At 59.2% G+C, this 25,840-nt stretch carries 25 protein-coding genes; 14 read left to right on the top strand and 11 right to left on the bottom strand.

What is annotated here, in order from left to right; genetic code table 11:
* The first annotated feature begins 91 nt into the window (after positions 1-91).
* The 3 genes from rpsA (at position 92) to HKX41_04140 (ending at position 2,458) form a co-directional block, all read left to right on the top strand.
* A complete protein-coding gene (rpsA, locus tag HKX41_04150) occupies positions 92-1,783 on the top strand; it encodes a 30S ribosomal protein S1 (GenBank protein ID NNC23345.1) in 1,692 nt (563 codons plus the stop codon).
* Between the two features lie 72 nt (positions 1,784-1,855).
* Positions 1,856-2,140, top strand: a complete 285-nt coding sequence (locus HKX41_04145; GenBank protein ID NNC23344.1) for an integration host factor subunit beta — start codon at positions 1,856-1,858, stop codon at positions 2,138-2,140.
* A 45-nt stretch (positions 2,141-2,185) separates the two neighbouring features.
* A complete protein-coding gene (locus HKX41_04140) occupies positions 2,186-2,458 on the top strand; it encodes a LapA family protein (GenBank protein NNC23343.1) in 273 nt (90 codons plus the stop codon).
* A 269-nt stretch (positions 2,459-2,727) separates the two neighbouring features.
* Here the strand turns inward: HKX41_04140 and HKX41_04135 are convergent, their stop codons facing one another.
* The 3 genes from HKX41_04135 to HKX41_04125 all read right to left on the bottom strand — a co-directional run bounded on the left by HKX41_04135 (position 2,728) and on the right by HKX41_04125 (position 5,209).
* Positions 2,728-2,871 carry a hypothetical protein gene (locus HKX41_04135; protein ID NNC23342.1) on the bottom strand — a complete coding sequence of 48 codons (144 nt, stop codon included), beginning with the start codon at positions 2,869-2,871 and terminating at the stop codon, positions 2,728-2,730.
* 11 nt (positions 2,872-2,882) lie between these two features.
* Positions 2,883-4,247, bottom strand: a complete 1,365-nt coding sequence (locus HKX41_04130; GenBank protein NNC23341.1) for an OFA family MFS transporter — start codon at positions 4,245-4,247, stop codon at positions 2,883-2,885.
* Between the two features lie 371 nt (positions 4,248-4,618).
* Positions 4,619-5,209 carry a DNA mismatch repair protein MutS gene (locus tag HKX41_04125; protein ID NNC23340.1) on the bottom strand — a complete coding sequence of 197 codons (591 nt, stop codon included), beginning with the start codon at positions 5,207-5,209 and terminating at the stop codon, positions 4,619-4,621.
* 97 nt (positions 5,210-5,306) lie between these two features.
* Between HKX41_04125 and surE the strand changes: the two genes are divergently transcribed.
* The 9 genes from surE to HKX41_04080 all read left to right on the top strand — a co-directional run bounded on the left by surE (position 5,307) and on the right by HKX41_04080 (position 15,702).
* Entirely contained in the window at positions 5,307-6,068 is a 762-nt protein-coding gene (surE, locus tag HKX41_04120; GenBank protein NNC23339.1) for a 5'/3'-nucleotidase SurE, read from the top strand.
* A 186-nt stretch (positions 6,069-6,254) separates the two neighbouring features.
* Entirely contained in the window at positions 6,255-6,896 is a 642-nt protein-coding gene (locus HKX41_04115; protein NNC23338.1) for a protein-L-isoaspartate(D-aspartate) O-methyltransferase, read from the top strand.
* Positions 6,890-7,471, top strand: coding sequence for a DedA family protein (locus HKX41_04110; GenBank protein ID NNC23337.1), 582 nt, complete (start codon positions 6,890-6,892; stop codon positions 7,469-7,471). The genes HKX41_04115 and HKX41_04110 overlap by 7 nt, the downstream gene beginning before the upstream one ends.
* Positions 7,472-7,479: 8 nt before the next feature.
* A complete protein-coding gene (locus tag HKX41_04105; protein ID NNC23336.1) occupies positions 7,480-8,532 on the top strand; it encodes a peptidoglycan DD-metalloendopeptidase family protein in 1,053 nt (350 codons plus the stop codon).
* A 93-nt stretch (positions 8,533-8,625) separates the two neighbouring features.
* Positions 8,626-9,852, top strand: a complete 1,227-nt coding sequence (alaC, locus tag HKX41_04100; protein NNC23335.1) for an alanine transaminase — start codon at positions 8,626-8,628, stop codon at positions 9,850-9,852.
* A 5-nt stretch (positions 9,853-9,857) separates the two neighbouring features.
* A complete protein-coding gene (locus HKX41_04095; GenBank protein NNC23334.1) occupies positions 9,858-11,177 on the top strand; it encodes a homoserine dehydrogenase in 1,320 nt (439 codons plus the stop codon).
* Positions 11,178-11,221: 44 nt separating this feature from the next.
* A complete protein-coding gene (locus HKX41_04090) occupies positions 11,222-12,346 on the top strand; it encodes a threonine synthase (protein ID NNC23333.1) in 1,125 nt (374 codons plus the stop codon).
* A gap of 29 nt (positions 12,347-12,375) precedes the next feature.
* Positions 12,376-14,136, top strand: a complete 1,761-nt coding sequence (gene recJ, locus HKX41_04085; protein NNC23332.1) for a single-stranded-DNA-specific exonuclease RecJ — start codon at positions 12,376-12,378, stop codon at positions 14,134-14,136.
* A 438-nt stretch (positions 14,137-14,574) separates the two neighbouring features.
* A complete protein-coding gene (locus HKX41_04080; protein NNC23331.1) occupies positions 14,575-15,702 on the top strand; it encodes a hypothetical protein in 1,128 nt (375 codons plus the stop codon).
* Positions 15,703-15,997: 295 nt separating this feature from the next.
* Here HKX41_04080 and HKX41_04075 read toward each other — a convergent pair whose 3' ends face one another.
* From HKX41_04075 to sufB, 5 genes are all read right to left on the bottom strand, one after another.
* Complete coding sequence (locus HKX41_04075) at positions 15,998-16,318, bottom strand: non-heme iron oxygenase ferredoxin subunit (protein NNC23330.1); 321 nt, start codon at positions 16,316-16,318, stop codon at positions 15,998-16,000.
* A gap of 24 nt (positions 16,319-16,342) precedes the next feature.
* A complete protein-coding gene (sufS, locus tag HKX41_04070) occupies positions 16,343-17,590 on the bottom strand; it encodes a SufS family cysteine desulfurase (GenBank protein NNC23329.1) in 1,248 nt (415 codons plus the stop codon).
* 4 nt (positions 17,591-17,594) lie between these two features.
* Positions 17,595-18,917 carry a Fe-S cluster assembly protein SufD gene (gene sufD, locus HKX41_04065; GenBank protein NNC23328.1) on the bottom strand — a complete coding sequence of 441 codons (1,323 nt, stop codon included), beginning with the start codon at positions 18,915-18,917 and terminating at the stop codon, positions 17,595-17,597.
* Positions 18,917-19,678 carry a Fe-S cluster assembly ATPase SufC gene (gene sufC / locus HKX41_04060; protein NNC23327.1) on the bottom strand — a complete coding sequence of 254 codons (762 nt, stop codon included), beginning with the start codon at positions 19,676-19,678 and terminating at the stop codon, positions 18,917-18,919. The genes sufD and sufC overlap by 1 nt, the downstream gene beginning before the upstream one ends.
* A gap of 71 nt (positions 19,679-19,749) precedes the next feature.
* Positions 19,750-21,219, bottom strand: a complete 1,470-nt coding sequence (gene sufB, locus HKX41_04055; protein NNC23326.1) for a Fe-S cluster assembly protein SufB — start codon at positions 21,217-21,219, stop codon at positions 19,750-19,752.
* Between the two features lie 192 nt (positions 21,220-21,411).
* Here sufB and HKX41_04050 point away from each other — a divergent pair, with 192 nt between their 5' ends.
* On the top strand, positions 21,412-21,696 hold the full coding sequence (locus tag HKX41_04050) for a SelT/SelW/SelH family protein (protein NNC23325.1): 285 nt from the start codon (positions 21,412-21,414) through the stop codon (positions 21,694-21,696).
* Positions 21,697-21,719: 23 nt separating this feature from the next.
* On the opposite strand, the gene HKX41_04045 is transcribed toward HKX41_04050, so the two are convergent.
* The 3 genes from HKX41_04045 to HKX41_04035 are packed head-to-tail and all read right to left on the bottom strand — an operon-like array spanning position 21,720 to position 25,283.
* Positions 21,720-22,145 carry a DUF3293 domain-containing protein gene (locus HKX41_04045; protein NNC23324.1) on the bottom strand — a complete coding sequence of 142 codons (426 nt, stop codon included), beginning with the start codon at positions 22,143-22,145 and terminating at the stop codon, positions 21,720-21,722.
* A 6-nt stretch (positions 22,146-22,151) separates the two neighbouring features.
* The gene (locus HKX41_04040) at positions 22,152-24,614 is read right to left on the bottom strand and encodes an acyl-CoA dehydrogenase (protein ID NNC23323.1); all 2,463 of its coding nucleotides are present in this window, start codon (positions 24,612-24,614) and stop codon (positions 22,152-22,154) included.
* 21 nt (positions 24,615-24,635) lie between these two features.
* On the bottom strand, positions 24,636-25,283 hold the full coding sequence (locus HKX41_04035; GenBank protein ID NNC23322.1) for a TetR/AcrR family transcriptional regulator: 648 nt from the start codon (positions 25,281-25,283) through the stop codon (positions 24,636-24,638).
* Between the two features lie 113 nt (positions 25,284-25,396).
* On the opposite strand from HKX41_04035, the gene HKX41_04030 reads away from it, so the two are divergent.
* Positions 25,397-25,837, top strand: a complete 441-nt coding sequence (locus tag HKX41_04030) for an acyl-CoA thioesterase (GenBank protein ID NNC23321.1) — start codon at positions 25,397-25,399, stop codon at positions 25,835-25,837.
* The last annotated feature ends 3 nt before the right edge of the window (positions 25,838-25,840 follow it).

Here is a 25,840-nt window from a genome sequence, read left to right as displayed (position 1 = left end):
AGTTGTACGTCGTACCGGCGTCGCAAAAGCGGCACCGGCAATTTCACCAACCGTTGTGACGCTCGTTGCCGTCACAGGATAGACCACAAATATGACCGAAAGTTTCGCTGAGTTATTCGAGCAAAGCCTTCAGGGGCGCACCATGCAGCCCGGATCGCTGATCAACGCGACCGTTCTGGAGGTTAAGCCGGAAGTCGTCATTGTCGACGCCGGCCTGAAATCTGAAGGCGTTATCTCGATTGACGAGTTCCAAAACGAAAGCGGCGAAACAGAAGTTGAGGAAGGTCAGGACGTCGAGGTCGCGCTGGAGGCCGTCGAAGACGGCATGGGCGCAACGCGCGTATCCAAGGAGCGTGCTCAGCGCATCCGCACCTGGGACTTCCTGAACAACGCCTACGAAAACACTGAGTCGGTTATCGGCCAGATCAGCGGCAAGGTCAAGGGCGGCTATACGGTCGATGTTGGCAGTATCCGGGCGTTCTTGCCGGGGTCGCTGGTCGACGTGCGGCCGGTACGGGATACGACCTATCTCGAAGGCAAGCCGCTCGAGTTCCGTGTCATCAAGCTCGATCGTGCGCGCAATAACGTCGTGGTCTCGCGCCGCGATGTCTTGAAGGAAGAATACAGCGAGGAACGCAAGCAGCTTCTCGACACGCTGCAAGAAGGGCTGGTGCTCAAGGGCGTGGTCAAGAACCTCGTGGATTACGGTGCGTTCGTCGACCTGGGCGGCATCGACGGCTTGCTGCACATCACCGATATGTCGTGGCGGCGGGTCAAGGATCCGAGCGAAGTCGTGACGGTCGGTGAAGAAATCGAAGTCAAGATCCTCAAGTTCGATCGTGAGCGCACGCGCGTTTCGCTGGGCCTCAAGCAGCTGGGCGAAGACCCGTGGGTCGATATTGCACGGCGCTACCCGGAAAACACACGTCTGTTCGGCAACGTCACCAATATCACCGACTACGGCTCATTCGTCGAAATCGAATCCGGCGTCGAAGGCCTGGTTCACGTCTCCGAGATGGACTGGACCAACAAGAACGTCAATCCGTCGCAGATCCTGTCGGTCGGCGAAGAAGTCGAAGTCATGGTGCTCGAGATCGACGAAGAGCGTCGGCGTATCTCGCTCGGCATGAAACAGTGTCAGACCAACCCATGGGAAGATTTCGCCAACAACCATCAGCGCGGCGATCATGTCACCGGCCAGATCAAATCGATCACGGATTTCGGTATCTTTATCGGGCTGCCCGGCAACATCGATGGCCTGGTGCACCTGTCGGATCTGTCCTGGGACGAAGAAGGCGAAGAAGCCGTGCGCCAGTTCAAGAAGGGCGAGGACATCGAAGCCGTGGTGTTGTCGATCGACCCGGACCGTGAGCGCATTTCGCTTGGCGTTAAGCAGTTGACCGACGATCCGGTCGAGCGCTTCATGAGTGACTATCCGAAAGGCAGTGATGTCACCGGCACACTCAGTAGTGTTGAGAAAAGCGGTGCCAACGTGGATCTCGGTAATGGCGTGGTTGGTCACATCCGCGCGTCGGATATCGCACGCGAACGCGTTGATGATGCACGGAGCGCGCTGACCGAAGGCAATTCCGTCGAAGCCCGTGTGGTAGGCGTTGATCGACGTTCGCATACGGTCACGCTCTCGATTCGGGCAATGGTCGAAGAAAACGAGAAGCAGGCCGTGCGCGACTACGGTGATACCGACGCGTCGCAAGGTACGACCAGTCTTGGTGATCTGTTGAAAGAGCAGATCGACGCCGACGATAACGACCGTTCGTCCTAAGTTGGCCGGTACCGCATTGGAATGGTATAAGGGACTTCGGCAAGAATCCGTTCGAAAGCGACGGTGTGATCAATGACCAAGTCCGATCTCATTCAGGAGTTGACCCATCGCCAGCCCGACATGTCGCAGCGCGACGTGGAGCTGGCGGTTGGGCTTCTTCAGAAGACAATTGTGCGCGAATTGGCTGAAGGTGGACGGGTCGAGATTCGTGGCTTTGGCAGTTTCTCGGTCAATCACCGACCGGCACGACGCGGGCGTAACCCGAAAACCGGCGCGCCAGTCGATATACCTGAAAAATATGTGCCGCATTTCAAGCCGGGCAAAGCGCTGGCCCAGCGCGTCGATAACGATGAATAAGATCGTTGGCCGGGCAGTGGCGAGAATCGGGCGATAATGCGAATCGTGCGGGCCGTTATCCTGTTGATCGCCGTTGCGATAGGCGCGGCGTTTGCCAGCATGAATTTCGGTTCGACCACGGTCGATGTATTGTTTACGACGATTGACGCGCCCCTCGTTTTGTTTATCGGGGGCGCGTTTGCCATTGGCCTGTTAATCGGCCTGTTGGCCAGCAGTATGCGTATTCTGCGGTTGCGGGAACAACTGCGCCGCAGTCGACACCAGGGTGAGGCATTGTCACCCGCGGCTTCCAAACCGCCGGCACCCAAACTACGTTAAACGAGCCAGCGGGGCGTTAACATCGGTCTCGGGCCAGATGCGTCGACGCCCACGCTGATACACGTGACATCCGCCTTCAGCGTTCGGTAAACGAGTCTGTTATAAGACTCGTAACGTGCTGTTTCGAGCTGCTGGAAGTGTGTTGGGCGTCATCAGATCGGTGTATGGGCTGATGAATGGGGATCAGCACTTGTTGGCATATGACGTTGCACCATCTAGCTGTGGCATGACGAAGCCAGCGGCGCGTTGCGGTCACCGGGTTCACCCCTTTAGTAGAAAATCTGCGCCGCTTTGATGAAGGTTTCGATGATGCCCCACGCCAGTGGAATGCCGACAAAGGCCCAGAACAAAGCGACTTGATCCCATTGGCCAGTTTTGGTGCTGCCTTGGGATGATGAGCGTTGGTCAGACATCGCGAGTCCTCTCAAACGTCTGTTTGTTGCGCGTCTTGCTCGGGCGATATGTGATACCGCGAATCAACGGCGCGGATGGCCAGGTTGCATAGTAAGCCGATGACCAATAGCCCAGCCATGATGTAGAGCGTGATGGTATACGCCGATGCTGGCGCTACGCCGGACTGGATTTGGATCTGGCGGAGGTAGTTGATAAGCACCGGCCCGGCGATGCCGGCCGCGGACCATGCGGTCAGCAGTTTCCCGTGAATGGCGCCGACATGCGAGGGGCCGAATAGGTCGCGCAGATACGCCGGTACCGTGGCGAAGCCGCCACCGTACATCGAAATAATGATCAGCACGAATAGCACGAACAGCGCGGTGATGCCGGCACTGGCAACGTGTGGCACCAGCATATAAAGCACGATCCCGAGGATGAAGAAGGTGCTATATGTGTATTTGCGCCCAATATAGTCCGATATGGAAGCCCAGACGAAACGTCCGCCCATATTGAATAGGCTGATCAAACCGACAAAGCCGGCGGCTGCCGTGGCGGTGATGCCGACCATCTCCTGTGCCATGACCGAGGCTTGGCCGAGTATGCCGATGCCAGCGGTAACGTTTAGAAACAGCACAAACCACACCAGCCAGAACTGGGGTGTCTTGTGGGCGACACGGTGATCGACATTTTCAGTCGTTTGCAGCTTTGTCGATGTCGTCGGCGGTGTGTAGCCGGCAGGCCGCCAGCCTGCAGGTGGGACGCGCACAAAGATCGCGCCAATCATCATAAAGACAAAATAGATAAGGCCCATGGTTACGAATGTGGGCGCGACCCCGACTGACATCGGTCCTGAATAGAAATCCATAAGGCCGACGGCGAGCGGTGAACCGATCATGGCGCCGCCACCAAAGCCCATGATCGCCATGCCCGTAGCCAAGCCAGGTCGGTCGGGAAACCACAGGATCAGCGTCTTAACCGGTGAGATATAGGCCAAGCCCAGGCCGATGCCGCCAAAAAGGCCGTACCCGAGATATGTCAAAACGAGTGAGTGGACCGACACACCCAACGCAGAAATCAGGAATCCAAGTGCCCAGGAAACGCCGGCGGCGAGCATGGTCTTGCGTGGTCCAGCCCGTTCGGACCAGCCACCTAGAATGGCGGATGTGACGCCGAGTACGAAGATGGCGAGGCTGAATATCCAGCCGAGCGTCGCTAGGCTCCAGTCCTGAGGTGCGGACTCGCTCACGCCAATCAGCCGTGTCATCGGTTCATTGAAGACGCTGAACGCGTAGACTTGACCGATCGATAAGTGCATGCACAGCGCGCATGGCGGAATGAGCCAGCGATTGTAGTTAGGCGGCGCCACCGTTGCTTCACGGTCGAGGATGCTGCTCATGGTTGAACGTCCTGAAGCGAGTATATGACCCAGTGTTGCGTTCGAGTTGGCGCCAAGTTGGCGGCGAAGCGTTGTCGTCGGTTATAGGTCGTTATCCAACCGAGCACTCGATACACCGCATGTCGTATCACTGTTTCGATTAAGGATCGTTTGAAAGCCCTATAAATGTAAATGGGCAAACAAACGCCTTAAGACTAAAGTTCGAGTGTGGTGTGATGACTCGCTATTGCAGCGTCGCCGATACGGTCGGGCGTGACATTCAACGTCATACGGGGCGACATAACGGCCAAGGATGAGGTCCGGTTCAGACGATGCCCGAGACAGGGGATCTGCTCTGAGCCACGGCAGCGCGTGGCGCGAGACACCAGGTGCTAGCGGCGCCGCAATAGCACGTACACAGCGCCGGTGCCGCCGTCGTTCGGCGGAGTCGACGCGAATGCCAATACTTCGTCTCGCTGGCGCAGCCAGCCCGCTACCCGTGTCTTAAGAACGGGGCCGCCATGCCCTGATCGGTTCCCCTTGCCATGGACGATCCGCACGCAGCCGTAGCCGGCGCTCGTGGCTTCATGTAAAAACTCGGCGAATGCTTGCCGGGCGACGTCGACCACCATGCCGTGCAGATCGAGTTCGGCTTGGCAGCGGTAGTGGCCGCGGCGCAGTTTGTTCATCACGCGGTGCTGAAGGCCCGCCCGTGCAAAATGCAGTTCGTCGCCGGTCTCTACCTCCGGCGGCGGTGGTGTATCGAGGAGCTCGTCGAGCACGGCCTGCTCATCGGCTTCGCGCATGCAAGGCTGGGTCGACGGTCGGGATTGCGATGGCGCGCGTCGCGGGGTGTTGACTGCCGCCACAGGGCCGACCGTGGCACGGAAAAGGGCCTGTTCGTCAGCGCTGGCTTCAGCGTCGTTGCCCGGGCGGTCGTCAGCGCTGGTTCGTGCGTGCGATTGATCGGTTTGTCGTGCCATGGGCGCGTCCCGTTGTTCTCGGGCCAGTCGGTGGCCCGATCAATACGCTATCCTGTATCACTTTGTCGCCTGTTGGCGACCCGTTATCGAGGTATTGATGCGCCTACTACTGTCCAACGACGACGGCTATCACGCAACCGGGTTGAACACGCTACGCGAGTGCCTCGAGCAGCGATTTGGCCCGCCGTCGGACGATATCGTCACGGCCGCGCCGGATCGGAACTGCAGTGGTGTGAGCAATGCGCTAACGCTGGAGCGTCCGCTTCGGGCTCGACTGGTTGGGCCGGGCAGTTACGCGATTGATGGCACGCCCACCGATTGTGTTCATTTAGCCACGACTGGCTTTTTCGAGCAACGGCCAGATGTTGTGATCAGTGGCATTAATGCCGGTTCGAACCTGGGCGATGACGTTCTTTATTCGGGCACGGTGGCAGCGGCCACGGAAGGGCGTTCACTGGGGTTGCCGGCCATCGCCGTCTCCCTGGCTGGCACGCAACTCGCACACTATGAAACCGCGGCCCGTGTGGTTGATGAACTCGTGAAACACTTGATTGACCGACCGCTGGCACCGGATAGTGTTTTGAACGTCAATGTGCCGGATGTACCTTTCGAGTCGCTTTGTGGTTATCGATCCACTCGGCTTGGCAACCGGCACCAGGGTGAGCGTGTCACTGTGTCGGCCGATCCGCGCGGTCGTACGATTTACTGGATTGGCGAGGCTGGTAACGAGGCCGATTGTGGACCCGGCACTGATTTTTACGCTGTGGCCAATAACGCAGTCTCGATTACACCGTTGCAGACTGATCGCACACGCTATCCTGCGATCGACGATCTTGGTACCTGGCTCGGCGGATTATGAGCATTAGCGGTTATTACAATCCGATGGACTTGTCGCCCGCAGCGACCCATCCACGCCTTCGACAGGCGGTGCGTACGCCGGGATGGTCGGGTGCACTGACAGTCTTGCGCGGCCGCGTTTTGATCGGACCGGAGGCACACGTTGGCGCCGAGTGATACGCGCCACCCGCACACCCGCGGGTATGGCATGGCCTCGGCACGGAGCCGTGAACGTCTGATTGAGCGTTTGGCCGCCACGGGCACCTTCGATCCGCGCGTACTCGAGGCGATGAAGGCCGTGCCGCGGCACGAGTTTGTGGACGAGGCGATGGCCAGCCGTGCCTACGACGATAGTGCGCTGCCCATCGGGCATGGACAGACCATCTCGCAGCCGACCATTGTCGCTGAGATGACCACACTCGCGATTGCCGGGATGGAGGACACCACTGTTTCGGATCAGGTGCTGGAGATCGGCACCGGGAGTGGCTATCAGGCTGCTGTGTTAGCTGAGCTTGGTGCATCGGTCGTGACCATGGAACGCGTCGAGCCGCTTTATCGGCTGTCACGCGCGCGCTTGGCGCGTCTGGGGTATAGGCGTGTGGAGGCGCGCTTAGCGAGCCAGGACGTCGTTGGGCTGCCGAGCCGGGCGCCATTCAAGCACATTGTGGTCACCGCGGGCGCGGATCATTTCCCGACCGAGTTGTTCGAACAACTCGCTGACGGCGGTTGCATGATCCTGCCGTTGGCCGCTGAAGGCGGTCAGAGGCTCTATCGAATCCGGCGTGACGGCCACACAGCGGTGCGCGAAGTACACGATGCTGTATCGTTCGTGCCGCTGATTCAATCCTAGTGTGGCGCCGACTCTACGACTGGGTCGTGGCCGCCGCCGGCCATCGCCACGCCCCGAGATGGCTCGCCGTACTGGCTTTTACGGAAGCCTGTGTTTTTCCGATTCCGCCGGAAGCCATGTTGGCGCCTATGACGCTGGCAAGGCCACGGCGCGGCTGGCATTACGCGCTATTGGCGACGCTGGCATCAACCGCAGGTGGCCTCGTCGGCTACGCAATCGGTATGTGGTTTATCGACGTCGTGCAGCCCGCACTCGCTCAGCTTGGTTATTTAGGCGCCTACCATCAGGCGCAGGCGTGGTTCAGCCGTTACGGCGTCTTGATCGTGGTGTTGGCTGGTTTTACGCCGATTCCATATAAAGTTTTTACCATTGCGGCCGGCGTTGCAGGCATGATTGTGGCGCCGTTCGTGTTGGCTTCGTTGGTTGGGCGAGGGCTTCGGTTCGGTTTGGTGGCTGGTTTGGTAATCTGGCTTGGCCCAGCGTTCGAAGCCCATGTGCTGAAATATATTAATTGGATTGGATGGTGTTGTCTTGTTGCCGCAATATTATCTCTGACTGGATTCGTTCTGGCCTGAGTACTGCCTTGGCTTTGGCGCTGGTAACGGCGCTGGGTGCTTGCTCGATCAGTCAGACACTGCGCCCGGATCGCTATACCGTACAGCGTGGCGATACGCTGTATTCAGTGGCCCAGCGCTATAACCTCAACTGGCGCAAGCTGGCGCGCTGGAACCATATCGACCGGCCATACCGGATTTATGTGGGCGAAAGCCTGACGTTGAAGCCGTATCCCAAGTTGGATTACGCCCAAATGGATTCAGGCAAACGCAGCCGGATCGTACGCGCGCCGCAGGACAGTCAGGCGCAGCAGCAGCAATCGATTCAAACGTCGGTCGAAGAACAAAACGACAGTAGTAATAACAAAACGCAGCGCGAATCCACGCAGACTACTGTCGTACAAGAATCGGAAAAAGTTCTGAAAGTCGGCAGCAAGGATCAGAATAAGAAAGATCAGGATAAGCAGGATCAGGATAAAAACACGAGCGACGGCGAGCCCGAGGCTGGCCAGTCGCCGGCCTCGAATGCCGAAGAGGGTGAACACACCGATACGAAGCCCGAGCCGGCGGCTAATGAATCGAAGTCAGGTGAGGCAGCGCAAGCGTCCGGGTCAGATAAGTCGTCGACAACCGACGAGCAAGCTGCACAGGAAGATAACGAGTCGACATCCGCGAAGCCCGGCCACGAGCCGGCACGCGTCGCAGGTCCGGGTGATAGTCAATGGCAGTGGCCAGCCAGCGGTGCGTTGGTTCAGAGTTATGGCGATGGCGATCAGCGACAGGGCATCGAAATTGGTGGTTCGGCCGGCGCCCCGATCTATGCTGTTTCCAGCGGTACGGTCGTTTATAACGGCACCGGGCTGAAAGGTTTCGGCAAGCTGATCATCATCAAGCATGCAAACCGTTATCTGTCGGCCTACGGCTTTGTCAGGCAAACGCGTGTCCACAAAGGACAAGACATAGAAATTGGCCAGCGCATCGCAACGATGGGGCTGGGGCCCGGCAAGACACCGATGCTTCACTTCGAAATCCGCCACGACGGTGATTCGGTCAACCCGGCACGGCTGTTGCCCAATCGATAGCGTAGCCAGTGTCGGCGCGATAGCCTCGGCGCTCTATATCTGGCAAAATCAACCGTTTAACGGTATATTTTGCCGACTTCCGAGTCGCCGCCCATGGCTAATCCATCGTCGAAGTCCGAGTTCGCACGGATCGAGCGGCTGCCGCCGTACGTCTTTTCGATTGTCAACGAACTAAAACAGGACGCGCGAGCGCGCGGCGAGGACATCATCGACTTCGGCATGGGCAATCCGGATCAGCCCACGCCCGACCACATCGTGGACAAAATGGTGGAGGTCGCCAAGCGGCCGGGCACCCATCGCTATTCCAGTTCCAAAGGTGTGCCGCGCCTGCGACAGGCGATTTCAGCTTGGTACAAGCGCAATTTCGATGTGAATATCGACGCTGAGTCTGAAGCGATCGTCACCATGGGGTCGAAGGAGGGGCTGGCGCACCTGATGCTGGCGACTCTGGAAGCCGGTGATCAGGTGCTGGTGCCCAACCCGGCTTATCCAATTCATCCTTACGGGGCGATCATCGCCGGCGCCGATGTGCGCCACGTGCGCCTGATGCCGGATACGGACTTCTTCGAAGAGTTGGAGCGGGCGGTTACCGAATCGTGGCCGCGGCCGAAGATGCTGCTTTTGAATTTCCCCGGCAATCCGACCACCGAGTGCGTCGACTATGCCTTTTTCGAGCGCATGGTCGAAATGGCGCGCGCGTACGATTTCTGGATCATCCAGGATCTGGCCTATGCCGATCTGGTCTTTGACGGTTATCGCGCGCCATCGATTCTGGAAGTCCCCGGTGCCAAGAATGTTGCGGTCGAGTGCTTTTCGATGTCGAAAAGCTACTCCATGCCGGGGTGGCGGATCGGCTTCATGTGCGGCAACGAGACATTGATCGCGGCTCTCTCGCGGATGAAGTCCTATCTCGACTACGGTATGTATACCCCTGTACAAGTCGCGGCTATCAGTGCACTGAACGGCCCGCAGGATTGCGTCGAGGATATCCGCGAAACCTATCGCCAGCGGCGTGACTTGGTTTGCGACGGGCTCAATGCCATTGGCTGGTCGGTCGATAAGCCGAAAGCCACGATGTTTGTCTGGGCGCCTATTCCCAAGGCCTATCGTGAGATGGGGTCACTGGAATTCACCAAGAAACTGTTGGCTGATGCCCACGTCGCAGTCTCACCGGGTGTCGGATTTGGCGCCTACGGTGATACGCACGTGCGTATAAGCCTGATCGAGAATGATCAACGCACGCGCCAGGGACTGCGCAATATCAAGCGCATGTTCTGGCGCGATGGCGTTGCCACCGAATCGACCCTCAAGGAGTCTTAAAACAAGTGAAACCGATCAACGTCGGGCTGCTCGGCCTCGGCACGGTAGGGGCCGGCGTCGTCAATCTGCTGGCCGAAAATCGCGACGAAATCGTACGCCGTGCCGGGCGCGAGATTCGCGTTACGCGGGCGGCGGTCCGCGATACGACCAAGACGCGCGAATGCCATGTCGCCGAAATTGATATTGGCACCGACTGCCAGTCGATTGTCGATGATCCGAACATCGATGTGGTGCTTGAATTGATTGGCGGCGATGGGATGGCGTTTGACCTAACCATGGCGGCAATCGAGCGTGGCAAACACGTCATCACGGCGAATAAGCATCTGATTGCGCTGCATGGCAATGCTATTTTCGCGGCTGCCGAGCGCAATAACGTGGTGGTGTCGTTTGAAGCCGCGGTGGCGGGCGGCATACCCATCATCAAAGCAATGCGCGAGTCGCTGTCGGCCAACCGTATTGAATGGGTTGCCGGCATCATTAACGGCACTGGCAACTTTATCCTTAGTCAGATGATGTTCGAAGGTGTGAGCTTCGAGTATGCGCTGGCTGAGGCTCAGAGGCGCGGCTTTGCCGAGGCTGACCCGACTTTCGATATTGAAGGCATCGACGCGGCGCACAAGCTGGCCATTATCGGCAGTATTGCTTTTGGTATCCCGCTGTCGCTGGACCGGGTTCATACCGAAGGTATCCGGCATCTCACAGCGCACGACATTGCCTATGCCAGCCAACTCGGCTATCGCGTCAAGGCACTCGGTATCGCCAAGCGAACGCAAAACGGTGTCGAGCTACGTGTGCATCCGACGCTGGTCCCCGAAAAAGCTTTGCTTGCCAACGTCGAAAACGAGAAAAACGCGGTCATGGTTTACGGCGATGCGCTAGGGCCGACCGTCTACTACGGCGCGGGCGCCGGTGCGGGGCCGACGGCTTCGGCGGTGGTCGCCGATATGACCGATACTATCCGCGTGCTCAGCACCGATCCGTCTGGTCGCGTGCCGCATCTAGCATTCCAGCCCGACCAGATATCGAATGAGCCGATTCGTGATCGTTCGGATTTCGAGTGTGGCCATTATCTGCGTGTGCAGGTTGCCGACCAGGCTGGTGTGATGGCGGCCATGACTGAAGTGCTCGCGGATCTGGATATCAGCATCGACGCGATCCTGCAAAAGGATCTGCCAGCCAGCAACGGCGAGGGCGATGCCCATGTCATTGTGATTACAAAGTCGGCACGCGAAGGCAATGTGTTGGCCGCACTGGAGCGGATCGAGGCGTTTGAGTTTGCGTATGCTGGGTCGATGCACCTGCGCGTGGCCCATTTCGAAGACTGATAGAACGAACCGCCGCAATACCGGAATTCGGAGTACAACCGCTTATGGCAAGCCGCTACACGGGCCTGATCGACCGCTACCGCGACCGGCTGCCGATCGCCAATGAAACACCTGCGGTCGCGCTCGGCGAGGGCGGCACACCGCTCATCCGGCTCGATAATCTGGCCCGCGATATCGGTTTTGACGGTGATCTTTACGTCAAATACGAAGGTCTGAATCCATCCGGTTCGTTCAAGGACCGCGGCATGACCATGGCGGTGACCAGCGCGGTCGCCGACGGCGTGGATACGATTATCTGTGCCTCGACCGGCAATACATCGGCTTCGGCAGCGGCCTATGCTGCCCGTGCGGGACTCACGGCGTTCGTGCTCATCCCGGACGGCAAGATTGCGACCGGCAAGCTCGCCCAGGCCATGATCCAAGGCGCACGCATTGTTCAGATCCGTGGCAACTTTGACGATGGCATGCGCCTGGTCAAACAGGTCGCCGAGACCGCGCCGGTCACTTTAGTCAATTCAGTTAATCCGTTCCGGTTGCAAGGTCAGAAGACGGCGGCGTTCGAAATCTGCGATGAACTCGGCCGGGTGCCGGATTACCACGCACTACCGGTTGGTAATGCCGGCAACATCTCCGCCCATTGGCTCGGCTACAAAGAACTGGCTGCACAGCCCGGCACGTTGACAGCCGGGGATTGCAACGACCACAGCTATAGCATCGGTGGCTACGATAAGCGGCCGACCATGCTTGGTTTTCAATCCACCGGTGCGGCACCGTTTCTGCGCGGGGCGGCCGTTGATGAACCCGACACTGTGGCTACGGCTATCCGCATTGGCCATCCCCAGAGCTGGAACGCAGCCTGGGCGGCGCATGACGAGTCCGGCGGCCATTTCGACGAACTGCCCGACAGTGAGATTCTCCACGCGCAAAAGCAGCTCGCCGCCCGCGAAGGCATATTCTGTGAGCCCGCATCGGCGGCCTCGATCGCGGGTGTGATGCGCGCTATTGAAAAGGGTCGTATCGAGGCTGGGTCAACGGTTGTGTGCACTCTGACAGGGCATGGCTTGAAAGACCCCGACCGCGCGATCGAGCAGGGCGGTGGTCTGGCCGAGATCGAGACCCTGGACGCGACCGAAGCCGCTGTTCGTAAGCGAATTGAAAGCGGCTTGTAACGATCCGCCCGCTGCTGGATAACGCGGGAATGTCGGCTGCCAGTAGCGCGCCCGAATCGAAGACCGGCGTTTCGATCGGGGAGCAAGCGGCTATCGAGCGACGAGAGGTCGGCACAGCGCTGCCGGCTATCGAATCCGCGTTGCTTGCACGTATTTATGCCGCTCGTGGCGCCACGAGCGACGACATACTTAATTACTCGTTGGCGGCATTGCCGCATTTCCGAACACTGGCCGGCATCGACCCGGCTGCGGCGATTCTCGAGACAGCCATCACGGCTGGCCATCGCATCGTGGTAGTTGGCGATTTCGACGCCGACGGCGCGACCAGTACCGCCTTGGCTTGTCATGCGCTCCGTGCCTTTGGTGCGGCGTATGTGGACTACCATCTGCCGCACCGTGTCCGCGACGGCTATGGCTTGTCGCCGGGGGTGGTCGAGACGGTCGGCATGGGAGCTTCGGGCGATGTCATTGTGACTGTCGATAACGGCATCTCGAGCGTCGTGGGTGTCGATGCCGCCCGGGCCGCGGGTTGGCAAGTCATCGTGCTCGACCATCACCTGCCTGGCGATGAACTGCCGCGCGCCGATGCAATCGTTAACCCCAATCAGCCTGATGGCGGCGGCGCTACGCTCGGCGTATTGGCGGGCGTCGGTGTAACGTTCTATGCGATGTTGGCGTTACGCGCTCGCTTTGTAGAGCGTCTGCCGGCAAACGCGCTGCCACGCATGAGCGATTATCTCGACCTGGTTGCGATCGGCACAGTGGCGGACTGTGTGCCCATGCAGCATGTCAATCGCGTGCTTGTGGCGCAGGGGATCCGTCGTATTCGGGCCGGCCGCAATCGGCCCGGCGTGGCTGCTTTGATTATGACGGCTGGCCGCCAGGCCGAGACGCTCACCGCACGCGATGTCGGTTTTAGTATCGGCCCGCGTTTGAATGCCGCCGGTCGGCTGGACGATATGGCGCTCGGCGTGGCGTGTCTACTGACCGATTCGCCGGCCGAAGCACGTCAACGTGCTGATGAACTGGGCGAGCTTAACAATCGGCGACGTACGATGCAGGACCGTATGCAGACCGAGGCTGATGCAGCGGTCGCAGACGTCGCACCGGCACCGGATACGGATCGGCCGGCGGCGCAGGTGGTCTACCGCGCCGATTGGCATGAAGGTGTCGTCGGATTGATCGCCGGTCGTTTGGCACGCGATTGGCACCGGCCGGCCGTCGCCTTTGCGCCGGCCGATAACGGCCTTGTGAAAGGTTCAGCACGCTCGATCGATGGCTTGAACATTCGCGATGCGTTGGCTGCTGTCGATGCTGCTGAGCCGGATTTGATCGCGCGTTTCGGCGGTCACGCCGGCGCTGCGGGATTGAGTATGGCCGTCGAGCATATCGATCGATTCGCCGCCGCATTTAGCGCCGTGATCGAATCGCGGCTGACACCAGCACTCGCCTCGCCAGCGTGGACTACCGACGGGGCGCTGGCCGCCGCCGAACGTACCCTGGCCACCGCCAAAGCAGTGCGCGACGGTGGTCCTTGGGGCATTGGCTTTGAGGAGCCACAGTTCGACGGTGTGTTTGACGTGCAGATCGCGCGTATCGTCGGCGAGCGGCACGTCAAGCTCTGGTTACGGACACCCGGTGAGTCGGAAGTTGTCGAGGCAATCTGGTTCAATGGTGATACATCCGTGCAAAACGCGGCGCGTCTGCAGACGGTGTATCGCGTAGACGTCAACCACTACAACGCGCGTGAACGACTACAGCTCGTCATTCAGGCCGCATGGGCGGTTTGATCCTGCCGGTATGCCGCCGGATTACGGGTTTGCGGCGGCAATAAACGCCGATAACAAGACGCTTGCCACCATGCCGGTCGCAGCGCAGTCAGGCTTTCGTTATCCCGACGCGGTGATGAGCTCGGGTGCGAGACAGGTGGCCTTAAACGTTTGCGCGACAGCGAGCTGGGTACAAAGCTTTCGATGCCGGCTGACGGTTGGGTCTTGAGTTCGCGATCGTGGCTTTGACAGCAAGGTCGATAGCGCTTAATTTAAAAACGAATAGGAATTGTTTGCATTTTTAACAATACTCGGCGCCTCTCGGCCACGCCGTCGAAATAGAAGAAATTTGTAAGCATTAAGCGGCTATCAGCCAACGGTTGGGCCTGCGATCCGCAGTTGACCTTTTAAGCATGCTGGGGCTGCAGTTCGTTGTTTTTCACCACAGGGAGAGTGTCCATGCGATTGTCTTTACCATTGGCGCTTGGCGCGTCTGTTCTCACTATCGTGTCGATGTCCGCGGGTGCGGTCGGCGACAGTGACAATAATGCGAGCATACACGGCATTATTAACGGGACGTACCAGGCGGCGACGGAATCCAGTGCCGATGGCGAGGACGTCAATGGCGATCCCAGTGCTACGTTTTATCTAATGGGCACGCTGGACATGGGCCCGGGAGCTTGGCATCTGGAGGCTCGTGGAGCGACCTCTCCGGCCGATAATGGGGTGGCGCAGCATTACGCTTCCAACGCCTTGGTTGGTGAAACGCTCGATTCGGACGGCGATGGGCGAATCGCCGCTACACAATTTTTCTACGAGCTTCCCGCCGGCTCTGGCAAGTTCCGAGCGGGGTTGCTTGATCCGACGGCGCTTCTCGATGCCAATTCGGTTGCCGGCGACGAATACACGCAGTTTCTGGCTGATTCGTTTGTGAATAATCCCAGTATTGCATTCCCTAGTTTTGTGCTTGGCGGCGCGTATCAAGGGCGCGTCAATAACAGGGTCAGCTATAAGCTGTTTCTCGGCAGCGATAGTGGCCTCGAAGACGAACGAGATCCGACCTATGGCAACGTATTCGACCTCAATGGCGATCGTGGCCGCTACGACAAGGGCGCGTTCACAACCGCCGAACTCGACTGGCACGCCAACGGTTACGCGCTCAAGGGTGGTCTTTGGTACGACACTGGTGATGTAGCGCGCCTGGGGCGGATGAATTCGACAGAAAACGGTTACGGCGTATATGCGCTGGCGGGGGCGCCAATGGGCTCTGGCCGCGTGCAGTGGCGCGGTGGTGTGGCCAACGACAAAGCCCAGGCTGCGGCCAACTTTATCTCGCTGGCCTATCAGCTGCCAATCCAGTTACAGCAGCACGACTCAGTGTTAGGTGTCGCCTTTGCGCGGACCGGCGACTCTGACCATCTGGCGTATAGTTCCGACCCCATCTATCAGGTCGAAGCATACTGGCGTATCAATGCCATGGGCCCGCTTTATGTGTCGCCCGATATCCAATATATCGATAACGCCGATTTTCGATCCGATCGTGACGGCGTGCTTGTTGGCGGCGCGCGAATTGGCGTTGAATTCTAAATTATCATTGCGGCGATGCGTTGCCGGATCGTTGGCAGCGCCCGTGAATCGGGTGATGCCATGCACGATTCGGCAACGCGATCCCGTGCACCACTATGACAAGCCGGTGCCCGTTATGGCCGGTGTCCGCTCGGCCAGTTAAAGGCAGCCGTTACAGCCACGGCCCGATGCATGGCAGTGATGCATGAAGATTTCGAGCTGACGCCGTAGCTGCAGTTCGAAGTGGAACGTGGACGAGTTGCCTGCTGTGCCGCACGCAAGCCGGCGGCCGAGCCGGCCGTGTTATCAGGCTGTGTTAGTCGAAACGGTCGTCACAGACCTGGACGGTGCCGTTGTCGACGCGCACCGGAAAGCAGTGAACGTCTTCGTAGGCCGGGGCGGTCAGCGCCTCGCCGTTTCGGATACAGAATCGGGCGCCATGCCGAGGGCAGATGATTTCGTCGCCTTCGAGATCGCCGCTGGCTAATTCGCCACCGTCGTGGGTGCAAACGTCCTCGATGGCGTAGTACTCACCGCCGTGGTTGAATACAGCCACCATGACGTCGTCGACATCGACGACTCGACGCTGGCCGTCACTTAGTTCGCTCTCGCTAGCAACGTTGACCCAGTCGCTCATCGTTCAAAATCTCCCGAAAAAACGCTAACCGAAAATACGCTGGATACTGTGCAGGCCCTTGATCAGCGCGTCGACATCGGCCTGGTTGTTGTAGGCGGCGAAAGACGCGCGCGCGGTGGCAGAGACGCCGAAGCGCGCCATTAGCGGCATGGCACAGTGGTGGCCAGTGCGGATGGCGATGCCGGATTCGTCGAGCAAGGTGCCGATGTCATGGGCGTGGACGTCGTCCATAACCATCGAGATGATGCCCGCTTTGTCCGGTGTGGTGCCGATGATGTGCAGCCCGTCCATCTCTTCGATGGCCGCAGTGGCGGATTTGAGCAGTTCGTGTTCGTGGGCGGCGACCGCCGTAAGATCCAGTTTGTTGGTGTAGTCGATTGCGGCGCCAAGCGCGGCTACGCCAGCGATATTTGGCGTACCGGCCTCGAACTTGTAAGGCACGTCGTTGTAGGTGGTGCCGGCGAACGACACGGTGTCGATCATGTCACCGCCGCCCTGATAGGGCGAGGCGGCTTGTAGGTAATCGGCCTTTCCGATCAGCGCGCCGACGCCAGTCGGGCCGAATACCTTGTGGCCGGAAAAGACGTAGAATTCGGGCGAGAGTGCCTGCAAATCCACCGGCTGATGGGCGATGGCTTGCGCGCCGTCGATCAATACCGGCACGTCCCGCTTGTGGGCGGCTTCGATCATGGCCTCGACCGGCAGTCGCGTGCCAATTGCATTGGCGATATGCGCAAACGCGGCGAACTTGGTCCTGGGGCCGAGCCGGGATTCAAAATCCGCAGCGTCGATGCTGCCGTCGTCGCCGACCGGCACTACGACGATTTGGGCACCGGTGGCTTCGGCAATGAGCTGCCACGGCACGATATTGGAGTGGTGCTCGACCTCGGTGAGTACGATCTCGTCGCCTTCGGCAAGCCGTGGGCGAACAAACGATTGCGCGACGAGGTTGATGCCGTCGGTCGTGCCCTTGGTGAATACGACATCATCGCGAGATGCGGCGTTTACAAAGGTCGCAATGCGGTCACGAGTCGCCTCGTATTGCTGGGTTGCGCGCTGCGACAGTGTATGAATCGCCCGATGGACGTTGGCATTGGCGTGCCGATAATAACCATCGCTTGCTTCGAGTACGGCGCTTGGTTTCTGGGTTGTCGCGGCGTTGTCGATATATGTCAGCCGCTGCCCACTCGGCAGCGGCTCATCAAGGATCGGAAAGTCCGCGCGAACCTTTTCAACATCGAAATGGCCGGTGTTGTGGCCTACCGTTGCCATGGTGTCAGGCCAGATCTGCGTAAGTCTGGCCGCCTGGCAGCTTGGCCAATAGAGCGGCTTCGAGGAACTGTTCCAGCGGCCGCAGGCCGATCATGGCCACCAGTGCGTTGGCGAAACTGTAGGTCAAGATCGCCCGTGCGCCGTCTTCGCCGACACCGCGGCTCTTGAGATAGAACACCACATTTTCGTCGAGCTGACCAACGGTCGAGCCGTGGCCGCAGGTGACGTCGTCGGCGTAGATCTCAAGCTCGGGTTTGGCATCGACCTCGGCATTGTCCGACAGCAGTAGCGCATTTGCTGCTTGATCCGAGTCGGTTTTTTGGGCGTGCGGGTGGACAATAATCTTGCCGTTGAATATGCCACGGCCGTGGCCATCGAGTACGCCTTTGTAGATTTCGCGGCTGATGCCGTGCTCGGTGGCATGGTCCACGCGCGTGTGGTTGTCGATGTGTTGGCGGCCGGTCGGGGCGTAAACACCGTAGAGATGGATCTCCGAGTTATCTTCGGCCAGTCGCGTGTTGGTACCGGTTCGCACCAGTCGGCCCCCGAAATCGAACGCGTGGTCGATGATGCGACTGTCGCGCCGTTGATGCGCGTAGAAACTACCGATGTGGTAGCCACGCTTGCCTTCCTGTTGTACACGGCAACGTGTCAGTTTGGCATTGGCCGCAGTGATCGCCTCGGTCACGACATTGGTGAAGTAGGTGGCTTCGCCGAGACCAACATAATGTTCGACCACGGTCGCCTCGGCGCTTGTGCCGAGCTCAAACCGGTGTCGTATGTGGTGCATGCGATTGTCTTCGTTCGCGCTGGCAACGCTCACGAGGTGCACGGGTTTGTCGAGTGCGACGTTGGCGGCCAGACGAATGACGACGCCATCGGTCACGAGTGCGGTGTTTAGATCGCTGAGGCTGCCAGGTTCGTCCTTGATTGACGACGATTGGATTTCGCCGCCGTTGTTCAGATCATCGGCGAGGCTCACGATGTCAGCGCCCGATGGTAGGCCATCGAGCTTGGAATGCGTGGCATCGAAGCGGCCGTCGATCACAACAACCCGATAAGCGTCGAGATCAGCCGGGGCGAGCGAGTCGATCGTGGCCTGGTCGATGTCGCCGGGTTCGTCCGCAATACGGAATTGGCGCTTTTCGATCGGTTGAAGGCTGGTGTATTTCCAGTCTTCCATGCGGGCATGCGGGAATCCGGCGCCCACGAAGCGCGCCAAGCTTTGCTGGCGTTCACCCGATGGCCCGGGACCACCCGGCAACCGGCTGAATACGCGACCGTATTCGTTGCGGTAGTAGTTGGTAACGCTGCTATGTTCGGTCATTACGACGCCGCACTCGCGGTTTCGGTCTCAAGTGCGGCGTAGCCGTGCGCTTCCAGGTGGTCGGCGAGCTCGGGCCCGCCCGAGCGGACGACCTGACCGCCGGCCAGCACGTGGATCCGATCCGGAATCACGTGTTCCAACAGACGTTTGTAATGGGTCACCAGAATTGTCGAACGTTCCGGCGAGCGCAGTTGGTTGATGCCGTTGGCGACTGTTTTGAGTGCGTCGATGTCCAGCCCCGAGTCGGTCTCGTCGAGGATCGAGAGCTTGGGTTCTAGCATCAGCATCTGGAAGATTTCGTTGCGCTTTTTCTCGCCGCCCGAAAAACCTTCGTTAACGCCGCGCTTGGCCATTTCCATGCTCATGCCGACGTCGCCGACCGTGCTCTGGACTTGTTTCATGAAGTCCATGGCGTCGATCTCGTCCTCGCCGCGGTACGCGCGACGCGCATTGACCGCAGCGCGCAGCAGGTAGAGGTTGGAAACGCCCGGGATCTCGACGGGGTACTGAAAACCCAAGAAGACGCCTTCGCAGGCGCGCTGTTCGGCATCGAGATCCAGCAGCGATTGGCTATCGTAGTCCACGCTGCCGGCGGTAATTTCGTAGTCGTCGCGGTCGGCCAGAATGTTGGCAAGCGTTGATTTGCCGGAGCCGTTCGGCCCCATGATGGCGTGTACTTCACCCGTCGGGATGTGCAGGTCCACGCCGTTCAGAATGGGCTGCCCTTCGACTTCAGCGTGGAGGTTTTTGATATCCAGCATCGGACTCTGTCTCGTTGTTGGTGTGGCGCGCGCCACACGAATCTGGCGCGCGGTTGTTGCGTATAAAGCGCTTAACCGACGGCGTTTTCCAACGTGACGTTAAGCAGTTTCTGTGCTTCGACGGCGAACTCCATCGGCAACTCGTTGAATACGTCCTTACAGAAGCCGTTGACGATCATGTTGACCGCATCTTCTTCCGACAGGCCGCGTTGTTGGCAGTAGAACATTTGGTCCTCGCCGATCTTCGACGTGGTCGCCTCGTGCTCCAGCTTCGCGCTTGGGTTTTTCGACTCGACGTAAGGGAAGGTATGCGCGCCGCATTGATCGCCAATTAACAGCGAATCGCACTGTGTGAAGTTGCGCGCGTTGACCGCGCCCGGCACGACCTTGACCAGCCCGCGGTAGGCTTGTTCGCCCTGGGCCGCGGAAATGCCTTTAGCGATGATCGTCGATTTGGTGTTCTTGCCGACGTGAATCATCTTGGTACCGGTGTCGGCTTGCTGCATGCCGCGCGTAACCGCGACCGAGTAGAACTCGCCGACGGAGTTATCGCCGTTGAGCACGCAGCTTGGGTACTTCCAGGTCACGGCTGAGCCGGTCTCGACCTGGGTCCAGGAGATTTTTGAGCGGTCACCACGGCAGTCGCCGCGCTTGGTCACGAAGTTGTAGATGCCGCCTTTGCCGTTTTCGTCGCCGGGGTACCAGTTCTGCACCGTCGAATACTTGATCTCGGCGTCATCCTCGGCGATCAGCTCGACCACAGCGGCGTGGAGTTGGTTTTCGTCGCGCTGCGGGGCCGTGCAGCCTTCCAAGTAGCTGACCTGACTGCCCTTAGCCGCGATGATTAGCGTGCGCTCGAACTGACCCGTGTTTTCGGCGTTGATCCGGAAATAGGTCGACAGTTCCATCGGACAGGTCACGCCTTCCGGGATATAAACGAACGAGCCGTCGGTGAATACCGCCGAGTTCAACGATGCGAAAAAGTTATCGCCACGCGGTACGACGCTGCCGATGTACTTCTGCACGATTTCCGGATATTCCTGAATGGCTTCCGAAATAGAACAAAAGATCACGCCGGCCTCGGCGAGCTTGTCTTTGAACGTGGTCGCCACCGATACACTGTCAAAGACAGCGTCGACAGCCACGTTTTCTGAGCCTTTAACGCCCGCTAGGACTTCCTGCTCCTTGAGCGGAATCCCCAGTTTTTCGTAAGTCTCCAGCAGCTTGGGATCGACATCTTCCAAACTATCCGGTTTGTCCTCGGCCGATTTCGGCGCCGAGTAGTAGGAGATCTTTTGGTAGTCGATCGGCTCGTGGTGAACATGCGGCCAGGTCGGGTGCGACATGGTTTGCCATTGGCGGTAAGCTTCCAGCCGCCAATCAAGCATCCATTGTGGCTCGCTTTTCTTGTTCGATATGAAGCGGATGACGTCTTCGTTTAGACCCGGTGGTACTGTTTCTTGTTCCAGGTCGGTGACAAAGCCGGCCGCATAGCCGCTGTCGGCAACCAGTGTTTCAACGTCTTCGGAGGTCGTAGCCATACCGAGCTCTCACAATCTTGATCGATTCAAATAGTATAACGCGTCTGGCAAATGCGTTCGCAGTGGCCGGAACTCGACGTGTTAGTTGCTTGCGCCATTCACAATGCTTGCTCTTTAGAGAATGTGGGGGCGTATTGCGATGCAGCAAACCGCAAATGAAAATCGCTGGCACAGGCCGATACGTAAGCGATGATGTCAGGCATTGAACAACCGCGATTGGCGATCCATTACTGCCCGCGTTGCGGCTGGCTGACGCGTGCGGCGTGGATGGCTCAGGAGATTGGTAAGACTTTCGAGGCAGATCTGGCCGAGATCGCGCTCGTGCCCGACGACGCCGGGGTTTTCGATGTGTGGCTGGATGCCGAGCGAGTGTTTTGCCGTGCCGAAGTCGGCGATTTCCCGGCGCCGAAAACCATCAAGCAGCATATCCGCGACCGGGTCGCGCCGGCGCGCGAACTCGGTCACAGCGACCGCTGACACCGGCTGGTCTGCCCCTTGGGTTAGTGGCTGCTGAGCCAGATCAGCCGTGTTCGGCGCGAGGGCCCGATCGCCACGATCGCCGCTTGACCGAAACGCGTAGCGAGTAGGCGCGCTTTCGTTTGACTGATGCCGCCGATCAGCACCCCGGGCTCGTCCGGCCAGTGTTGGGCTGGGTCGACAGCTCGTGTCGCCAGCCACGCCGTGCCGAGACGCCGCGTAGCTCGATGTAGTGCGGCGTCTCGGTGTCGGTTTTGTGCTGTCGATATTGCCTGAGCACCGGGGTTGTAGGCGCTAATGAGCCAGCCCAATCGGTAGCCGTGTTGGCAAAACCAGGTTGCGAGTATCGACGGGCAGCCGCCGCCGATTGTGACGCTTATCTCACGCGCTCCGAGCGCAACCCGGTAGCTGGTGGCCTTGAATGCCGCTTCGAGTAACGCCTCGGCCATGTCGCCCTAGGCAACGCGCGAGTTGGCGCGTGTATCGACGTGGTCGTGATGCAACGGGTCGCTAATGTACTCAGAGGTGAATGCATCGGTTAGCACGGCGTCGTAGCGAAGTGTGTCGTAGGTTCGTACCGATTCGGCTTCGGTTTCGGTCAATACGCCCGTCGCAATGGCCGATGCCAGTTGCTCTTCGAGGTCCCAGCCGTTGATCTTACCGTTAGAAAGTGCCTGGGTGAACTTATTGTAGACCGGTTCGACCTCGACCAGTTTGTTGAACGCGCGCTCCATGCGCGCGGTTGGGTGGGTTTGCCCGTGGCCGAGGTAGGTGTGTTTGGTCAGCCGGTCGCGGAATGCCGATGGTTCCATGATCGCGGTGCCGAGCTTGTTTTTAAGCCGGTCGCTCGGACCATGATGATGCTGCCCCGTGGGCATGACCATGAAGCGCATCAGGCCGCCAAGGCCCGTGACCGGGAAGTTGCGGAAGAAACCGTCGAATGCCTGCTCGATGTTGTGCAGGCAATCAGCCATCACATAATGCAGGTGGTCGATGTCGTCGTCCTGCGAACCTTCGTCGTAGAAATATTTCAGCGTCGCGGATCCGAAGTAAAGCTCGGAGAGTATGTCGCCGAGTCGGCCGGAGAGCATTTCCTTTTTCTTTAATGCACCGCCGAGTGTGCCGAGCGTGATATCGGAACAAATCGCCAGTGCAGCCGAATAACGTGTCAATTGGCGATAGTAACGAGCGGCCTCACCAGTCACCGGCGAGCGCGCACTCCAGGCGTTGGTTAGGCCATGAGTGAACGCTCGCATGCCGCGTGCCACGCTGTGGCGGATGTGGCCAAATAACAATGTGTCGAACTCGGCCAGGTCGTCGCGCGCTGCGGCTTCCATCTCTTTGATCACAAACGGATGGCACCGGATCGCCCCCTGGCCGAAGATCATGAGGCTGCGGGTCAGGATGTTGGCGCCTTCGACAGTGATGCCGATTGGAATGGCTTCGTACGAGGACCAAACGTAGTTGCGCGGACCGCGTTGGATGGCCCGGCCGCCATGGACATCCATCGAGGCGTTGACTGATTCGCGCATCCATTCGGTCAGATGGTATTTGGTCATGGCCGTGACGACCGCCGGGGTGCAGTGATCGACCGCGCTGGCGGTCAGCAGCCGTCCGGCCTCAATTTTGTAATTCAGCCCCGAAATACGCGCGGTTTTTTCCTGGACGCCTTCGAATTTGCCAACCGGCAGTTTGAATTGGCGCCGGATGCGGGCAAATGCGCCCGTCATGCGATAGCTGCCCTTAGCGGCTGCCGAAGATAGCGCCGGTAGCGAGAGGCCGCGCCCGGCCGACAGGCATTCGGTCAGCATCCGCCAGCCACCGCCGGCTTTTTCGCGGCCGCCAATGATTGCATCCAGCGGCACGAAGACGTCGCTGCCTTCGATGGGGCCGTTCATGAAAGCCCCGGGGTAGTGGCGTTCACCAATCGTCACACCTGGCTCGTCGGCCGAGATCAGGGCACAGGTGATGCCGTACTCGGTCTTGTTGGCGTCGCCGAGCAGGCCGTCCGGGTCATAGAGTTTGAAGGCCAATCCAATAACAGTGGCGACCGGTGCCAGCGTGATCCAGCGTTTGGCAAAAGTTAGCTTTATACCGAGTACGGTTTCGCCGTTATATTGGCCTTCGCAGACGATGCCGCGGTCGGGTAGTGCGCCGGCGTCGGAGCCGACCTCTGGCCCCGTCAGGCCGAAACAGGGGATTTCGCTGCCATCGGCCAGCCCCGGGAGCCAGCGGTTTTGTTGTTGCCGGGTGCCATAGCGAACTAGCAGTTCGCCGGGGCCGAGTGAGTTCGGGACCATTACGGTTGTGGCCGCGGTCAGTGACCCCGTGGCGATCTTGGCCACGATCGTGGATTGAGCGACCGACGAGAACCCAAGCCCACCATGTTCCTTGGGGATCAACATGGCGAAGAATTTGTTTTCACGCAGGAATTGCCAGACCTCGGGCGGCATGTCCTTCAACTCGTGCGAGATCTGCCATTCGTCGGCCATGTCACAGAGCTGCTCGGCCTCGTTGTCGAGAAACGCCTGCTCCTCGTCGGTCAACTCGGTGCGTTGGAAGTTCAGCAGATAATGCCAATCCGGCGTGCCGGAAAACATCTCGGCTTCCCACCACGGACTACCTGCTTCCAATGCCTCGCGCTCGGTCGCCGACATCGGCGGCAGGATGACCTTGAAGCGTTCAAATAGCTGACTGGTTAGCAGTTTGCGCCGTATACCGGGCACCCCCAGTGCAGCCAAAATCGGTGTAAATAGAACCAGAGCGATGACGAAGGCGAGCCAACCGATTGCGCCGACCAGCCAAGCTACTAGGAAATAGCCGACGATGCCCGCGGTCCAGCCGACAATACCGGCACCGAAATAGGACAGTGCCCAGGATCCCGCGACAGCGATGAGAAAAGCGATCAGTCCAATCATGGCAGTAGACTCCGTTAGGCTTTATGGGTCGGGCGTCGATCCGGTCGCCGATCCCGGCGTGTGCGTCGTGGTATCGGCGGGCACCGGCACGAGTTGGTCCGTCAGGAAACCGACATAGCGGTCAAAATCCTCGCTGTTAGCGGGGGGCCACTGATCAGGTAGATCGTGACGGGCTTGCAGCGAGCCGAGAAAAACCGAAAAGGTCATTAGCGCCCAATCGTGGGCAGCCTGCTCGTCGTGTTCGAGCGCGAGATAGCAGGTGCGCAGAAACTCGAAGCGCCGATCGGCCACGCGTTTGACGCACTCGCGCACCAGCGTCGGGCGCGTTGCGGTCGATAATGCGAGATAGAGTCGGCTGGCGCGGCGCGAGGCGTTGACTTCGCTGATTAGGCGACGGATACGGTTAGCGGGATTCGCTTCAGCTGCTGCACGTTCTAGCAAAACATCGGTTTCACGCCGCTCCCATGCCACCAGCGCGGCGCTTATGAGCTCTTCGCGATTAGCGAAATGCCAATAGAAACTGCCCTTGGTCACGCCGAGCCTGCGCGCGAGCGCTTCCACGGCCACAGCGTCGACGCCGTGGTCCGCCATTTCATCGAGCGCGGCAAGCGCCCAGTCCTCGGCGCTCAGTGTGCGCGAGGTCGAGGGAGTCGTTTTTTTGTTGTTCATGTGTCATTGCCTTCCTTCCACATTGATCAGCTTCGGCCAATTCGGGGCGGCTGTCAATACGATGGCGTATGGTGATAGGGTAGCGTCGAATTCATTCTCTGGGTATCGCCATTATGAATACACCATCTAAGGCCGATTTTTCTTTTCTTTTGCCGATCAGCGTTAAATGGGGCGAGATGGATGCGCTCGGCCATGTTAATAACACAGTGTTTTTCCGCTACGCGGAAGATGGGCGGATCGATTATTTTCATCGTTTGGCAGGGACCGATCGGAACGCCTGGTCGGTCGGGCCGATCCTCGCCGATCTGCGCGGTAGCTTCCAGCGCCAGCTTCACTATCCGGCCGAGGTGGTGATTGGTACGCGGGTTGCGCGTATTGGCGGCTCCAGCATGGCGCTCGAGCAGGCGCTTTTTGGCGCTGACAACGACACGCTGTTCGCGACATTTGAGACGGCGACTGTCTGGTTTGATTTCAAGACGCAGACCAGTATCCGTGTGGATGATGCGGCACGCGCCCGGATTGCCGACGCCGAAGTCATCAAACCGGAAATGTAACCA

The organism is Salifodinibacter halophilus (genome assembly GCA_012999515.1).
In the GTDB taxonomy this organism is placed as follows: domain Bacteria; phylum Pseudomonadota; class Gammaproteobacteria; order Nevskiales; family Salinisphaeraceae; genus Salifodinibacter; species Salifodinibacter halophilus.
Note: the sequence above shows the minus strand (reverse complement) of the source record. Positions and strands in the feature narration are given on the sequence as shown.

Excerpts from the sequence above, each read along its gene's own strand:
- rpsA (NNC23345.1), top strand. The coding sequence starts at position 92 with ATGACCGAAAGTTTCGCTGAGTTATTCGAGCAAAGCCTTCAGGGGCGC.
- HKX41_04145 (NNC23344.1), top strand. The coding sequence starts at position 1,856 with ATGACCAAGTCCGATCTCATTCAGGAGTTGACCCATCGCCAGCCCGAC.
- HKX41_04135 (NNC23342.1), bottom strand. The coding sequence starts at position 2,871 with ATGTCTGACCAACGCTCATCATCCCAAGGCAGCACCAAAACTGGCCAA.
- HKX41_04130 (NNC23341.1), bottom strand. The coding sequence starts at position 4,247 with ATGAGCAGCATCCTCGACCGTGAAGCAACGGTGGCGCCGCCTAACTAC.
- HKX41_04125 (NNC23340.1), bottom strand. The coding sequence starts at position 5,209 with ATGGCACGACAAACCGATCAATCGCACGCACGAACCAGCGCTGACGAC.
- surE (NNC23339.1), top strand. The coding sequence starts at position 5,307 with ATGCGCCTACTACTGTCCAACGACGACGGCTATCACGCAACCGGGTTG.
- HKX41_04115 (NNC23338.1), top strand. The coding sequence starts at position 6,255 with ATGGCCTCGGCACGGAGCCGTGAACGTCTGATTGAGCGTTTGGCCGCC.
- alaC (NNC23335.1), top strand. The coding sequence starts at position 8,626 with ATGGCTAATCCATCGTCGAAGTCCGAGTTCGCACGGATCGAGCGGCTG.
- HKX41_04090 (NNC23333.1), top strand. The coding sequence starts at position 11,222 with ATGGCAAGCCGCTACACGGGCCTGATCGACCGCTACCGCGACCGGCTG.
- recJ (NNC23332.1), top strand. The coding sequence starts at position 12,376 with ATGTCGGCTGCCAGTAGCGCGCCCGAATCGAAGACCGGCGTTTCGATC.
- HKX41_04080 (NNC23331.1), top strand. The coding sequence starts at position 14,575 with ATGCGATTGTCTTTACCATTGGCGCTTGGCGCGTCTGTTCTCACTATC.
- HKX41_04075 (NNC23330.1), bottom strand. The coding sequence starts at position 16,318 with ATGAGCGACTGGGTCAACGTTGCTAGCGAGAGCGAACTAAGTGACGGC.
- sufS (NNC23329.1), bottom strand. The coding sequence starts at position 17,590 with ATGGCAACGGTAGGCCACAACACCGGCCATTTCGATGTTGAAAAGGTT.
- sufD (NNC23328.1), bottom strand. The coding sequence starts at position 18,917 with ATGACCGAACATAGCAGCGTTACCAACTACTACCGCAACGAATACGGT.
- sufC (NNC23327.1), bottom strand. The coding sequence starts at position 19,678 with ATGCTGGATATCAAAAACCTCCACGCTGAAGTCGAAGGGCAGCCCATT.
- sufB (NNC23326.1), bottom strand. The coding sequence starts at position 21,219 with ATGGCTACGACCTCCGAAGACGTTGAAACACTGGTTGCCGACAGCGGC.
- HKX41_04050 (NNC23325.1), top strand. The coding sequence starts at position 21,412 with ATGTCAGGCATTGAACAACCGCGATTGGCGATCCATTACTGCCCGCGT.
- HKX41_04045 (NNC23324.1), bottom strand. The coding sequence starts at position 22,145 with ATGGCCGAGGCGTTACTCGAAGCGGCATTCAAGGCCACCAGCTACCGG.
- HKX41_04040 (NNC23323.1), bottom strand. The coding sequence starts at position 24,614 with ATGATTGGACTGATCGCTTTTCTCATCGCTGTCGCGGGATCCTGGGCA.
- HKX41_04035 (NNC23322.1), bottom strand. The coding sequence starts at position 25,283 with ATGAACAACAAAAAAACGACTCCCTCGACCTCGCGCACACTGAGCGCC.
- HKX41_04030 (NNC23321.1), top strand. The coding sequence starts at position 25,397 with ATGAATACACCATCTAAGGCCGATTTTTCTTTTCTTTTGCCGATCAGC.